At 60.3% G+C, this 13,782-nt stretch carries 11 protein-coding genes; 2 read left to right on the top strand and 9 right to left on the bottom strand.

Annotation, left to right across the window (positions count from 1 at the left end; all coding sequences use genetic code 11):
• Window positions 1-39 precede the first annotated feature (39 nt).
• From DSM14862_RS02330 to DSM14862_RS02290, 9 genes are all read right to left on the bottom strand, one after another.
• Window positions 40-1,710 (bottom strand): ABC transporter permease, encoded by a 1,671-nt coding sequence (locus DSM14862_RS02330; protein WP_007118801.1) that lies wholly within the window; start codon window positions 1,708-1,710, stop codon window positions 40-42.
• 70 nt (window positions 1,711-1,780) lie between these two features.
• Complete coding sequence (locus DSM14862_RS02325) at window positions 1,781-3,007, bottom strand: phenylacetate--CoA ligase family protein (RefSeq protein ID WP_007118800.1); 1,227 nt, start codon at window positions 3,005-3,007, stop codon at window positions 1,781-1,783.
• 87 nt (window positions 3,008-3,094) lie between these two features.
• The gene (locus tag DSM14862_RS02320; RefSeq protein WP_007118799.1) at window positions 3,095-3,931 is read right to left on the bottom strand and encodes an ABC transporter ATP-binding protein; all 837 of its coding nucleotides are present in this window, start codon (window positions 3,929-3,931) and stop codon (window positions 3,095-3,097) included.
• A 70-nt stretch (window positions 3,932-4,001) separates the two neighbouring features.
• Window positions 4,002-5,282 carry an ABC transporter substrate-binding protein gene (locus DSM14862_RS02315; RefSeq protein ID WP_007118798.1) on the bottom strand — a complete coding sequence of 427 codons (1,281 nt, stop codon included), beginning with the start codon at window positions 5,280-5,282 and terminating at the stop codon, window positions 4,002-4,004.
• Between the two features lie 82 nt (window positions 5,283-5,364).
• The gene (locus DSM14862_RS02310) at window positions 5,365-6,441 is read right to left on the bottom strand and encodes a branched-chain amino acid ABC transporter permease (RefSeq protein WP_007118797.1); all 1,077 of its coding nucleotides are present in this window, start codon (window positions 6,439-6,441) and stop codon (window positions 5,365-5,367) included.
• A 129-nt stretch (window positions 6,442-6,570) separates the two neighbouring features.
• Window positions 6,571-7,560, bottom strand: a complete 990-nt coding sequence (locus DSM14862_RS02305) for a branched-chain amino acid ABC transporter permease (protein WP_040700835.1) — start codon at window positions 7,558-7,560, stop codon at window positions 6,571-6,573.
• A gap of 59 nt (window positions 7,561-7,619) precedes the next feature.
• The gene (locus tag DSM14862_RS02300) at window positions 7,620-8,438 is read right to left on the bottom strand and encodes an ABC transporter ATP-binding protein (protein WP_040700833.1); all 819 of its coding nucleotides are present in this window, start codon (window positions 8,436-8,438) and stop codon (window positions 7,620-7,622) included.
• Between the two features lie 50 nt (window positions 8,439-8,488).
• The gene (locus DSM14862_RS02295) at window positions 8,489-10,459 is read right to left on the bottom strand and encodes an AMP-binding protein (protein WP_050770338.1); all 1,971 of its coding nucleotides are present in this window, start codon (window positions 10,457-10,459) and stop codon (window positions 8,489-8,491) included.
• 160 nt (window positions 10,460-10,619) lie between these two features.
• The gene (locus DSM14862_RS02290) at window positions 10,620-11,063 is read right to left on the bottom strand and encodes a c-type cytochrome (protein ID WP_407705338.1); all 444 of its coding nucleotides are present in this window, start codon (window positions 11,061-11,063) and stop codon (window positions 10,620-10,622) included.
• Window positions 11,064-11,156: 93 nt separating this feature from the next.
• Here DSM14862_RS02290 and DSM14862_RS02285 point away from each other — a divergent pair, with 93 nt between their 5' ends.
• Window positions 11,157-13,067 carry a hybrid sensor histidine kinase/response regulator gene (locus DSM14862_RS02285; RefSeq protein ID WP_040700472.1) on the top strand — a complete coding sequence of 637 codons (1,911 nt, stop codon included), beginning with the start codon at window positions 11,157-11,159 and terminating at the stop codon, window positions 13,065-13,067.
• Window positions 13,064-13,780, top strand: a complete 717-nt coding sequence (locus tag DSM14862_RS02280) for a response regulator transcription factor (RefSeq protein WP_007118791.1) — start codon at window positions 13,064-13,066, stop codon at window positions 13,778-13,780. The genes DSM14862_RS02285 and DSM14862_RS02280 overlap by 4 nt, the downstream gene beginning before the upstream one ends.
• Window positions 13,781-13,782 lie beyond the last annotated feature (2 nt).

The raw sequence follows: 13,782 nt of genomic DNA, 5'->3' as shown, positions 1-13,782 counted from the left end.
CTAGCCCGGAAACAAACCGCAGGCGCTTGCCCTCGTTCTTTAACGCTGACGCCCCACCTGCCGGCAGATCAAGATCACCGGCAGCAGCCCCATCGCAACGATCACCAAGCTTGGCACCGCCGCCCCGTTCAACCGCTCATCGCTTGCCAAGCGGTACGCCTGCACTGCCAGCGTGTCATAGTTAAACGGACGCATGATCAGCGTCGCAGGCAATTCTTTCATCACGTCAACAAACACGATCAGCAGCGCGGTCAGCAGACTGGGCGCAAGAATTGGCAAATGCACCCGGCGGAGTGTGCCCAAAGGTGTCTGCCCAAGCGACCGCGCGGCGGCATCCATATTGGCATGAACCATCGCCTGCCCGCCTTCATAGGCGCCAAGCGCCGCGGCGAGGAAGCGCACCAAATAGGCCAGCACCAACAGCCAGATCGACCCGGTGATAAGCAACCCTGTGGAAATATCGAAAGTCGCCCGCATCCACGCATCCAGGGCATTGTCAAAGGCCGCGAAGGGGACCAAAAGCCCCACCGCAATCACCCCGCCCGGCACTGCATAGCCCAAGCGCGCCACATAGGCTGCACCTTGGGAAAGCCGCCCAGGCCGCAACCGCCGAAAGAACCCCACGCTGATTGCCGCCAGCACGGTCAGCACAGCGGCAACACCAGCCAGCGTCACCGAATTGCGCATGAAACCTAAGTAGCGCGGGCTGAACAGGTTTTGCTCAGACTCCATCCCCATGGTCACCAAGATCACCACCGGCAAGACCGCACCAAACAGCACGGGCACACCACACAGCACAATCGCAGCCGCCGCCTGCACGCCCTTCAATTCCGAAGGCGGGGCTGATTGGGTGCGCCGGGACGGATCGTGGTACTTTGCCTTTCCGCGCTGCGCACGCTCTAGCATCGCCAGCAGCAGGGCGAAGCTCAGCAAACAAAGCGCAAGTTGCGCCGCCGCCGCGCGGTCAAAGAGCGAAAACCAACTGGTGTAGATGCCCGTCGCAAAGGTCTGCACGCCGAAATAGGCTACTGTGCCGAAATCGGCGATGGTTTCCATGACCGCCAGCAGCACACCGCCTGCGATAGCGGGGCGGGCCAGCGGCAGGCTGACCTTGAAGAACGCGGCCCATGCGCTGGAGCCAAGGGCGCGGGCCGCCAAAAATGTTGTGCCGCTTTGCTGAAGAAACGCAGCACGGGCCAATAGATAGACGTATGGATAAAGCACCAAAACCAGCATCGCCGCTGCACCGCCGAGCGAACGGATCTCTGGGAACCAATAGTCGCGCGGCCCCCACCCAGTCACGTCGCGCAGCGTTGCCTGTACAACGCCGGGATGGTCCAGCACATGGGTATAGGCATAGGCCAGAACATAGGCGGGAAAGGCCAAGGGTAGCACCAGCGCGATTTCCAAGACCTTTGCGCCGGGGAAGCGGGTCATCGTGACCAACCACGCCGCGCCAACACCGATAGAGAATGTCCCAGCCGACACCAACAACACCAGCAACAGCGTCGTGACCGTATAGCGGCCCAAAACGGTATCGATCAAATGCTGAACCGTCTCTGTCCCACCGCTGAGCGCCGCTATCAACACGGCGATCATCGGCAGCGCACAGATAGCGGCTATGGTCAGCGCGACACCAGAAAGGGCGCGCAGCCCGTCGCGGGCGCGAGAGAGGTGAGGTGTGGCGGAGGGAGCGGGTTTCGACGTCATGCCCCTATTTCGACTAATTCACTCGGAAATGCCAGAGGGCGCGACACCGCACCTTAGTCGTAGCTGCGCTTTAGTCGTAGCTGCGCTGATCCTCAATCACCAGACCGTCGCGTGGCAAGCTGCCGGGGGCCACAAGTTCGACGCGACCCTTGAGCTTGAGCAGATCGGCGACTGACTGCGCGTAGCGCGCCTCGTCCCCATTCGCGGTCTCAATTTGCACAGTCATCACGTCGGCCTCGCCTTCGCGGCTGGCGATCACGCGGGCCTTTTCGATTTCCTCGTGCTGGGCAACCAATGCCGCCACCTGCTCGGGGCGGACGAACATGCCCTTAATCTTGGTGGTTTGATCGGCGCGGCCCATCCAACCTTTGATGCGCATATTCGTCCGGCCACAGGGGCTTTCGCCTTCGAGCACCGCACTCAGATCGCCGGTGGCAAACCGGATCAGCGGGTAATCGGGGTTCAGCGTCGTAACCACAACCTCACCGACCTCGCCCGGTGCGACCGGAATGCCGGTGCCGGGGGTGACGATCTCGACGATGACCTGCTCATCGACAATCAGCCCCTCCATCGCGGGGCTTTCATAGGCAATGTTGCCCAGATCTGCGGTGGCATAGGATTGCAGGCAGGTGATGCCACGCTCCTCGTAATAGGCGCGCAGGCTGGGGAAGAGCGCGCCACCACCGACGGCGGCCTTGGTAATCTGTAGCTCAATGCCCATCGCATCGGCCTTTTCCAAGATCACCTTGAGGTAATCCGGCGTGCCCGCATAGGCGGTTGATCCAACGTCGCGTGCGGCGGTGACCTGAAGCTCGGTCTGCCCAGTACCGGCAGGCAGCACGGTTGCCCCCACAGCCCGTGCACCGGATTCAAAGATCATGCCCGCCGGGGTCAGATGGTAGCCAAAGCAGTTGTGAACGATATCGCCCGCGCCGATGCCTGCGGCGTGCAGGAACCGCCCCATGCGCCACCAGTCGGGGGCGTTGCTGGACGGCTCGTAGATCGGGCCGGGGGATTGGAAGACATGGGAAAACTCATGCACCGGCTTGGTGGTGAAGCCGCCAAAGGGCGCGTTGCCCGCCTGCGCTTTGCCCAGTTCCGATTTGCGCAGCACCGGGAGGTCAGCCAACGCCTCGGCAGAGGTAATCTTTGCCGCGTCGACACTTTTCAGCGCGTCGCCATAGCCCGGAAGTGCCTGCGCGCGGGCGATCTGCTCGGGCAGAGCCTTGGCCAGATCGGCGGCACGCTCACTGGCGCTGCGGGTTTCCAGATCGTCGAAATGGGGCTTGGTCAGCATCCCTGTCACTTTCCTGCTATGGCATCACTGGAGAGGGCGTAGGCCCGGCTCAAGGTCGCATCTTTTGTCTCTGTCGGTCTCTGGCGGTTAGCTCAGCCAGCGTTTGCGGCGGCGGTAGCTGCGCACGTCGCGAAAGCTTTTGCGGCCTTCGTCGGACATGCCGAGGTAGAATTCTTTCACGTCTTGGTTCTCGCGCAGATCCTTGGCGGGGCCGTCCATCACAACGCGGCCCGATTCCAGAATGTAGCCGTAATGCGCAAACCGCAGCGCCACGTTTGTGTTCTGCTCGGCCAACAGGAAGGTCACGCCTTCTTTTTCGTTCACCGATTTCACGATCTCGAAAATCTGCTCAACCAACTGCGGGGCGAGGCCCATCGACGGTTCATCCAGCAGGATCGTCTCGGGCCGGGACATCAGCGCGCGGCCAATGGCGCACATCTGCTGCTCGCCGCCTGAGGTATAGCCAGCCTGCGAACGGCGACGCTCTTTCAGGCGGGGGAAATAATCATAGACCATCTCAAGATCACGCTGGATCGCGGCGTTGCCGTCGGTCCGGGTATAGGCGCCCGTCAGCAGGTTTTCTTCGATGGTGAGGTGTTCAAAGCAGTGGCGGCCTTCCATGACCTGCACGACACCCTTCTTCACGGTCTCGGCGGGATCCTGATGCTGGATCGCACCGCCGCGGTATTTGATAGAGCCTTTGGTGACCTCACCACGCTCAGAGGCCAGCAGGCCAGAGATCGCCTTGAGCGTTGTCGTCTTGCCCGCGCCATTGCCGCCCAGCAGCGCGGTGATACCGCCTTTGGGCACGTTCAGGCTGACGCCCTTCAGCACGAGGATGACGTGGTTGTAGATCACCTCGATATTGTTGACCTCAAGCAGGTTTTCGACTGCGACGTCATTGGAGTTGGCAGCATCCAGCATGGGGAAGGACCTTTCTTGGGGTTCGGTAGGTTCCCGGCCACCCGTGAAAGGGCGGCCGGGAGAGGCGTGTTTAGCAGTTGCCTTCGATGGCGTTTTCAGTCGCGTAGGCTTTGCTGTCTTCGTCGATCAGCGGCTGGATCACGTCTTGGTCGGACTGCATAAAGTCCGAAACGAGGTTCCATTCCTTGGCTTCCGCGTCCCACTGGGTCACGGCCACAAAGCCTTCGCCACCGTGGTTGTCACAGGAGACGGAGAACTCAGGACCAAAGTCCGGCAGACCGAGGGCCGCCATCTTTTCTTCGGTGATCTCCAGCTGCTCCATCCCGTCGCGCATTTGGCCACCGGTGATGTTGCTCACACCGTGGATTTCCTGCGCTGTACGCGCGGCTTCGGACACCAGCATCGCGGCATAGACGCCACGGTTATACAGCACCGTGCCGACCTGATCGCCTGCACCGGCAGCTTTGCCCGCGTCGACAACGTGCTTTTTCAGATCGTCATAGAGCGGATAGTCAGAACCGACATTGTGGAAGGTCAGCGCCTTGTAACCATCTGCTGCAGCACCTGCCGAGAGAACGTCGTTCTCAGAGCCGGACCACCAAATGCCGATGAACTTGTCCATCGGGAAGCGGATGTTGGCGGCTTCTTGAACGGCAACTTGGTTCATCACGCCCCAGCCGTACATGATCACATAGTCAGGCTTGTCGCGGCGGATTTGCAGCCACTGCGATTTTTGCTCCTGACCGGGGTGATCGACAGGCACTTCTTTCAGCTCGAAACCGTGCTTCTTGCTCAGTTCTTGCAACGTGCGGATCGGCTCCTTGCCATAGGCGGAGTTGTGGTACACGAGGGCGATCTTCTTGCCGCTCAGGTCGCCGCCTTCCTGCTCCATGATGTGCTTCACAGCAACCGATGCGCCATCCCAATAGTTGGCAGGGAAGTTGAAGACGTGGCTGAAAGTGTTGCCGTCCTTGGCCGAGGTGCGGCCGAGACCGGAGGTCAGCATCGGGATGTCATCGGCGGTGACTTTGGGGATCAGCTGATAGGTGATGCCTGTGGAGAGCGGCTGATAAACCAGCGCGCCTTCGCCTTTGGTGGATTCGTAGCATTCCACGCCTTTTTCGGTGTTATAGGCGGTTTCGCATTCCGGCACGCGGATGGTTTCGCCACCGATGCCGCCGTCACGCTCGTTCAGCAGCGTAAAGTAGTCGGCGTAACCATCGGCAAAGGGGATGCCGCCCGCGGCATAAGGCCCGGTGCGATAGCTCAGCGATGGAAAGACAAGGTCTGCCATCACGGGGCTTGCGGCCATCAGGCCAGCTACGGCCAGTGTTCCCAGTTTATATTTCATCGGTGTTTCCTCCCATGGATTGTCCGATTTGGTTTCTTCGGGCTGGGTTTCCTCCCCCCGCCTCGTTTCTTATGGCCCCCGCTTAGTGCGGGAAGGGCCACAATCTCAGTTTTTCCTTGGCGACGCGCCAGAGCTGCGCAAGGCCGTGGGGTTCTGCGATCAGGAAGATGATGATCAACCCGCCGACGATCACAAGCTGTAAATGCGCCACGATATCGGTGGGCCAGCCCAGCCAATCCACGCCGACGATCTTCAAAAGCACCGGCAGCAGCACAAGGAACGCGGCCCCCGCAAAGCTGCCAAAGATGCTGCCTAAGCCGCCGATGATGATCATGAAGAGCACCAAAAAGCTTTTCTGGATGCCAAATGCTTCGCCCACTTCGACAGCGCCCAGATAGATTGAGAAGAACAGCGCGCCCGAGATGCCGATGAAGAAGGAGCTGACCGCAAAGGCCGTCAGTTTCGCCCGCAGCGGGTTCACCCCGATGATCTCGGCGGCGATGTCCATGTCGCGGATCGCCATCCATTTGCGGCCCACCGAGCCGCGCGTCAGGTTGCGTGCCACCAGCGCCGAGAAGACAGTGAAAATCAGGCAAAACATATAGGTGGCCCAGGCTTCGGTATTGGGGCCGGTGATCAGGATGCCAAAGGTGTCCCGCTCAGGCGCGCTGATCTGGCCAGAAGCAGAGTAGTTGTAGAACCACGGCACCCGGTTGAAGAGCCACACAAGGAAGAACTGCGCCGCCAGTGTCGCCACGGCAAGGTAAAAGCCCTTGATCCGCAGACTTGGAAGACCAAACAACGCGCCCACGGCGGCAGTGATCAACCCGGCAAGCAGGATATGGATAAACATGCTGACATCTGGCATCGCCGTCATCAGCTTGTAGGAGGCGTAAGCGCCCACCGCCATGAAGCCCCCGGTGCCAAGGCTCACCTGCCCGCAATAGCCGACAAGGATGTTCAGCCCGATCGCCGCGATGGCATAGATCAAAAAGGGCAGGAACAGCGAGTTTACCCAGTAGTCATTGACCAGAAAGGGAATGACAAAGATCGCAACGAACAGCACCACATAGTAGCGGTAGCGGTCGAACTTGATCGGAAAGGTCTGTTGGTCTTCGGCGTAAGTCGTGCTGAAATCGCCTGCTTCACGATAGAACATTAGACTGATTTCCCTTCTGCGATCATTGTGTCGTTGGATGCACAGTGGCGCATCATGCCTGTATCAATCCGGGGCTCCGCCCTTTGAACAGGCGAAACTGTCCCCCGGACAGTTTCCGGGTAGCCTGTATCAAACCCGCTCAATGATCTTCTCCCCAAACAGGCCCTGCGGGCGGAAGACGAGGAAGACGAGCGCCAACATATAGGCGAACCAGTTCTCGGTCGCGCCGCCAAGGAAGGGGGCACCGATCAGGAATTCGAACAGTTTTTCGCCCACACCGATGATCAGCCCGCCGACGATGGCACCGGGGATCGAGGTGAAGCCACCCAACATCAGCACTGGCAGCGCCTTCAAAGCAATCAGTGACAGCGAGAACTGCACGCCCGATTTCGCGCCCCACATGATGCCCGCGACCAAGGCCACGAAACCTGCTAGCGACCAGACCAAAATCCAGATGAAGTTCAACGACACACCGACCGACAGCGCGGCTTGGTGGTCATCAGCCACAGCCCGCATGGCGCGGCCCTGTTTGGTGTATTGCGCGAACATCACCAACCCGATCACAAGGATCGCCGCGACGATGGAGGCCACGATATCAAGGTTGTCGATAAAGAAGCCGTAGCCGGTGGCCTCAAAAGTGAACTCATCAATCCAGACGTTGATGCCCTGCGGCAGACCAACGTCGAGGGTCTTGATCTCAGACCCCCACATCAGGTCGCCCACGCCTTCGAGGAAATAGGCAAGGCCAATGGTCGCCATGAAAAGGATGATCGGCTCTTGCCCCACAAGGTAGCGGAAGACGAAACGCTGCACGCAATAGGCCAGCACGATCATCACCACCATCGTCAGCAGGATGGCGAGGAAGGCAGGCACATGCCACCCGAAGTGGTGCACCTCGGTGCCGAGGATCGCGTTGATCAGGTGGCTAAAGGGCACTTGCCCGTCCATGATCCCGACCAGTGTCAGCGCGGCGAAAAGAGCCATAACCCCTTGAGCATAATTGAAAATGCCCGAAGCCTTGTAGATCAGCACGAAGCCAAGCGCCACGAGCGCATAGAGCACCCCGGCCATCAGCCCGTTCATGAAGACCTCGATTGTAAACGCCAGTTGCTCAGGCATCATTGGCCCTCCCCAAAGTCAGAACGGCAGTGTTGCTGCCTGCGGTCGCCATGCAAAGATCACTCATGTGCCACCCCCAGATACGCGTCGATCACCTCTTGATTGTTGCGCACGTCGTAGGGCGAGCCGTCGCCGATCTTGCGGCCGTAATCCATAACGACCACGCGGTCGCTGAGGTCCATGACCACGCCCATGTCGTGCTCAATCAGCGCGATGGTGGTGCCGAATTCGTCGTTCACGTCGAGAATGAAGCGGGACATGTCCTCTTTCTCTTCGACGTTCATACCGGCCATCGGCTCATCCAGCAGCAGGATCGTCGGCTCGGCCGCCAAGGCGCGGGCCAGTTCGACGCGTTTCTTCAAACCGTAAGGCAGACGCGCCACGGGCGTCTTGCGGATCGCCTGAATTTCCAGAAAGTCGATGACCTTCTCAGCGATCTCGCGGTTTTCGATCTCTTCGCGCTCGGCCTTACCCTTCCACAGGGACTGCGCCAGCAGACCAGATTTCATTTGGGTCAGACGGCCCGTCATCACGTTATCCAGCACCGACATGCCCTCAAACAGCGCGATGTTCTGGAACGTCCGGGCGATGCCCTGCTGCGCCACCTGAAACGGCTTCATCGGCGGACGCCGCGACCCCTTATACCAGACCTCACCCTCCTGCGGGACGTAGAAGCCACTGATAACATTGAGCATTGAGGACTTGCCCGCCCCGTTCGGCCCGATGATCGCGCGGATTTCGCCCTCGCGGATGTCAAAAGAGATATCCTTGATCGCTTCCACACCGCCGAAACGCAGGGTGATGTTTTTCATCTCCATCACCGTGGGGCCGATGGTGCGGCCGTCGTCGGTGACATAGCTGTCAGCCTGATCTTTCACGCTGTCCCTTTCCATAGTTCCCGGCTGCCCGCCGCTCGCCTGTGCCACGCTCATTCCGCTGCCATCTTGTGACTGGTCGGCTGCACGGCGGCATCGCGAATTTCGAGCGTCGCCTTGATCGAGCCTTTGCGGCCGTCCTCATAGGTCACTTCCGTCTCGGTGCTGACCTGTTTGGAGCCGTCATAGAGCGCTGCGATGATATCGGCGTATTTCTCTTCGATGATCTTGCGGCGCACTTTGCGGGTGCGGGTCAATTCACCATCATCAGCGTCGAGTTCTTTGTGCAGGACAACGAAGCGATGCACCTGACAGCCAGACAGCATCTCATCCTCAGCGACCGAACGGTTCACATCCTCCACATGGCTTTGGATCGTGTCCATCACCTGCGGATGCCGCGCCAGTTCTTGGTAAGAGGCATAGCCGATGTTGTTACGCTCGGCCCAGTTGCCCACCGCCGTGAGGTCGATGTTGATGAAGGCGGTACATTCGGTGCGCTTGTTCCCGAACACCACGGTCTCAAGAATGTTGGGGAAGAACTTCAGCTTGTTCTCTACATACTTCGGCGCAAAGAGCCGCCCGTCGGCCATCTGGCCCACGTCTTTAGCCCGGTCGATGATGCGCAGGTGTCCCGAACCTTCTTCGATAAAGCCCGCATCGCCCGTGGCGACCCAGCCGTCCGCATCCTTGGTGTCGGCGGTGCTTTCGGGGTTCTTGTAGTATTCCACAAAAACGCCGGGCGAGCGGTAGAAGACCTCGCCGTTGTCCGCGATTTTCAACTCCACACCGGGGCAGGTCACGCCAACGGTGTCGCTGCGTACCTCGCCATCGGGCTGGGCAGTGATGAACACCGTGGCCTCGGTCTGGCCGTAGAGTTGTTTCAGGTTGATGCCGAGCGAGCGGTAGAAATCAAAGATCTCCGGCCCGATCGCCTCGCCTGCCGTATAACCCACCCGCACGCGGCTGAACCCCAGCGTGTTTTTCAGCGGGCCATAGATCATCAGCTCACCAAGCGCATATTTCGCGCGATCCATGAACGAGACCTTCTTGCCGTCCAGAATGGCCGGACCAACCTTGCGGGCATTGGCCATAAAGACGTCGAACAGCCATTTCTTAAAGCGGCTCGCGTCTTCCATGCGGATCATGACGGAGGTTAGCTGCGTCTCGAACACACGCGGCGGAGCGAAGTAGTAGGTCGGCCCGATCTCGCGCAGATCGACATGCATCGTCTCGGCGCTTTCGGGGCAGTTGGTGCAGAACCCGGTCCAGAGCGCTTGGCCGACGGAGAAGATGAAATCGCCAACCCACGCCATTGGCAGATAGGCGAGAATTTCGTCGGTGCGACGCAGGTTGTCGAACTCCGACGAAGATTTCGCCGTCTCGATCACGTTGCGGTTGGACAGAACCACACCCTTAGGCTTGCCGGTGGTGCCCGAGGTATAAAGCATCACGCCAGTTGAATCGTAGTTCAGCTTGGCCTGACGGGCTTCCAGTTCCGCGATATGCTTCTCGCGGTTGGCGCGGCCCATTTCCTGCACGGCACTGTATTGGTCGAGCTTGGAGTGGTCGTATTTGCGCAAGCCCCGCGGGTCGAGATAGATCATCCGCTCAAAATCGGGCAGCTGCGCCTGCACTTCGATGATCTTGTCGACCTGTTCTTGATCGCCCACCACGGCAAAGCGCGCGCCGCAGTGACCCATGACATAGGCCATCTCTTCGGCATTGGCGTCTTGGTAAAGCGGCACTGGAATGGCCCCGGCCATCTCGGCTGCGATCATCGCCCAATAAAGCGTGGGCCGGTTGCGGCCGATAACGGCGACGAAATCGCCCTCTTTCAACCCCAGCTCCAAGAAACCGAGCGCCAGCGCTTCAACCTCGTCGCGGGTCTGCGACCAGGTCCAGCTTTGCCAGATCCCGTATTCCTTCTCCCGGTAAGCGGGGGCGTTTGCGAATTCACTTGCGTTGCGGTGCAACAGCGCCGGCACGGACTGTGGTCCGTCGGCACGCGTCAGCGGCTTAGCCAAATTGTCTTCCTCCCATGCCCGCCCTCCCCGGCGGGTTCGATCGCTTGTGCGATTCTATGATCTCACAAGTGACGTTATCTTATTTGTGGAGGTCAACTTTTTCCTGATCTTTTCCAAATCCTAACGAATTGTTACAACGCGATTTAGACGCCGTTTACGTCTACTCAATCCCATTGGCGCGCTGGACCTCGCGCACATAGGTCACGATGGATTTGATCTCGGCCGGGGTGATCCCCTCGACTGGGGGCATACTGCCGAAAGACCAGTGATGCTGGCGTACGCCATTGGTTGCCGCGACCATGAACGCGCCATCGCCGTGGTGGCTGGGTTCATAGATTTTATGAATGAGCGGGGGCCCCGCCCCTTCGCGCCCGGCAGCGCCGACCCCATGACAAGCCGCGCATTTCGCCTCAAATGCGCGCGCGCCGATCTGCGCCTCCTCGCTCAGGCTGTCCGGTAGGGTGACGGCCACCATCGCCTCGCCTCTGGCAGTGGGCGCAGGGCTCTCTTGGCCACTCCACCACATATATCCGCCAATCGCGACCACCGCAGCCACCGCCACCACTCCAAAGTTCTTGTCCATGCTCTGCCTTTCGCGTTTCATTTTGCGCGCTTCTCAAGGCCTCCAGCGCAAGAAGGTCAAGCACCATTTGGCCTTTCCTCTGCGCGGCGCTGGCCCTACCGTCAGGGTATGCCGATGCAGATCACCGACGACCAAACCAAAGCGCTGACCAATGCTGGTCTAAACCTGATCGCTCAGGCGCTTACCATCTATGACAGTAGCCTGCGCCTCGCGGTCTGCAATGGGCCGTTTCAATCCATGTTCGACCTGCCCGATGCGCTGGTCACCCCCGGTGCGCCGTTTGAAGATACGATCCGTCATCTTGCCGGGACCGGCGAATATGGCGAGGTCACGGATGTCGATGCCTTTGTGGCCGAGCGTGTCGAGCAGGCGCAGGCCTTCGTGCCGCATTATATGGAGCGGACCCGCTCGAACGGGCGCACCATCAGCGTCGAAGGTTCCCCGCTGCCCCAAGGCGGCTGGGTGACTGTTTACACCGACATCACCAACACCAAACGCCAAGAGGCGCTCTTGCGTGCGCGATCGGACGCGCTGAGCGATCAGGTCCTGTCCCACGCCGAACAGCTTGCCGCCAGCAACCGCAAGCTAGAGGCGACGATCACCGCGCTGGAGGAAGCAAAGCGGCAGGTTACCGAAAGCGAAGCCCGCACCCGCCTGACGACCGAGATGATGCCCGCGCATATTGCCCATGTCGACGCCAGCGGCCGCTACATCTATTCCAACCGCCGCCTCAGCAGCGTTATGCCGGGACGGCCCAGCAATATCTACGGTCTGCATATTAGCGACGCGCTCGGGGCATCAGCCTATGAGCGGATCATGCCCGCGTTGACCCAAGCCTATGCCAGCAGCCCAGCGGTCATTGAGTTCACCGATGATGCGTCCGCCCGCCGCATTCGTGGGGCATTTACCCCCGACGGGCGCGGCGGGGTCTATATCCTGTCGATGGACATCACCGAGGAAACGCAAACGCGGGTAGCCCTGCAACAAACGCTGAAACGAGAGCTCGCCTCGCGGATGATCTCTGGGCTGGCGCATGATTTCTCGAACCTTTTGACCATCATCCTTGGCATGCAGTCGAAACTCGCCCGCCTGCCCGATCTGCCGCCTCAAGCTGGCGAACTGGTCGATGGCACCCTCGCCGCTGCGCGGCGTGGTGGCACCTTGCTCAGCTCAATCGCTGATGTGACCGAACCCCGCGCCCTGCGCCCTGCGGCCACTGATCTCGCCGACCTGCTGAACGAGCTTTCGACTCTCGCAGCCCCCACCCTGCCGCCGAAATGCGCGCTGGTGGTGCGCAATGACGCGCCGGAGGGGTCGGTCCTGCTTGATAAGGGGCGGGTGCAGGACAGCTTGTTGAACCTCATCCTCAATGCCCGCGACGCCTGCGGTGCCAGCGGCACCATCACCCTGACGCAGCGATTGGTGCATGACACTTGGATCGAATGGATGGTTCATGACACCGGACCGGGCTTTTCGCCTTCGGCACTGGAGCGCGGGGTTGAGCCGTTTTTCACCACCAAGGGCAGCGAAGGGTCTGGGCTGGGTTTGTCGATGGTCTACGACATGACGAAATCCTCTGGCGGCGATCTGCGGCTGAGCAATGCGCCCGAAGGCGGCGCGCAGATTAGCCTGCGCTTGCCCTTCCGCGCCGCTGTGCCAGCCACGACCGGGCTGGTGCTGCTGGTCGAAGACACCACCGACATTCGCGCCGTGGTGCGGGACATGCTGATGGATCAGGGCCATTCGGTGATCGAAGCCACCAGCGCCGATGAGGCCACCGCTTTGATCGCCGATCTGCCTGACATCACCCTTGTCCTCTCGGACATTCAGCTATCGGGCGAAGGCACTGGCATTGACCTTGCCCGCCGCATCGGCAGCAGCCTGCCGCTGTTGCTGATGACCTCCCTGCCCGCCGATCACCCGCTGCTTCTTGAGGCCCAAACCCTCGTCCCGGTGCTGCGCAAACCCTTTGACAAAGACGATTTGCAATCACTGATTGCCCCATTGAAAGCTGCCACCCCATGAGCCGTGACACCACCCCGCGCCCGCTGGTCACCATTCTGGATGACGAACCCGAAATCCGCAGCATGTTGTCGGACACCCTTGAGGAAGCCGGGTTCGACACCCTCAGCTTTGGCCGCGCGCGGGCTTTTGAGGCGGCACTGGCCACGCATACCCCTGATGTCTGTCTTGTCGATCTCAGCCTGCCCGACACCGACGGGCTGACATTGGTGCACCGGTTGGCGCTGGAACAAGGCGCGATTGTGATCATCATTTCGGGCCGCGCGCAGGTGCAAGACCGAGTAACCGGGCTGGAACTGGGGGCCGACGATTACATCATCAAACCCTTTGACCCCGCCGAAGTCGTTGCCCGCATTCGCGCCCGCCTGCGCAGCGCCAAGCCGACGCCACAGGCGGGCACCACGGCGCGTTTCAACGGCTGGACCGCGCATTTTGACCGCTATGTCTTACAGGACGCGAAAGGCGCTGAAGTCACCTTCTCTCATGCAGAAGGCGAGGTGCTGCGCCTGTTCCTCGACGCGCCGAAACGCCTGATCAGCCGCGCGCAGATGCAAGAAAGCCTCGGCGGCGTGGCTTCCGAGAGTTTTGATCGGGCGATGGATGTGCGTATCTCGCGGCTGCGCACGAAGCTTGGCGAAGACCCCAAGAACCCGCAGCTGATCAAGACGATCTACGGCGCGGGCTATATCTTCCTTGGTGATGTGAACTGGGACTAAAG

Source organism: Sulfitobacter indolifex, from assembly GCF_022788655.1.
GTDB classification, from domain to species: domain Bacteria; phylum Pseudomonadota; class Alphaproteobacteria; order Rhodobacterales; family Rhodobacteraceae; genus Sulfitobacter; species Sulfitobacter indolifex.
This window is presented reverse-complemented; position numbering and strand designations above follow the sequence as displayed.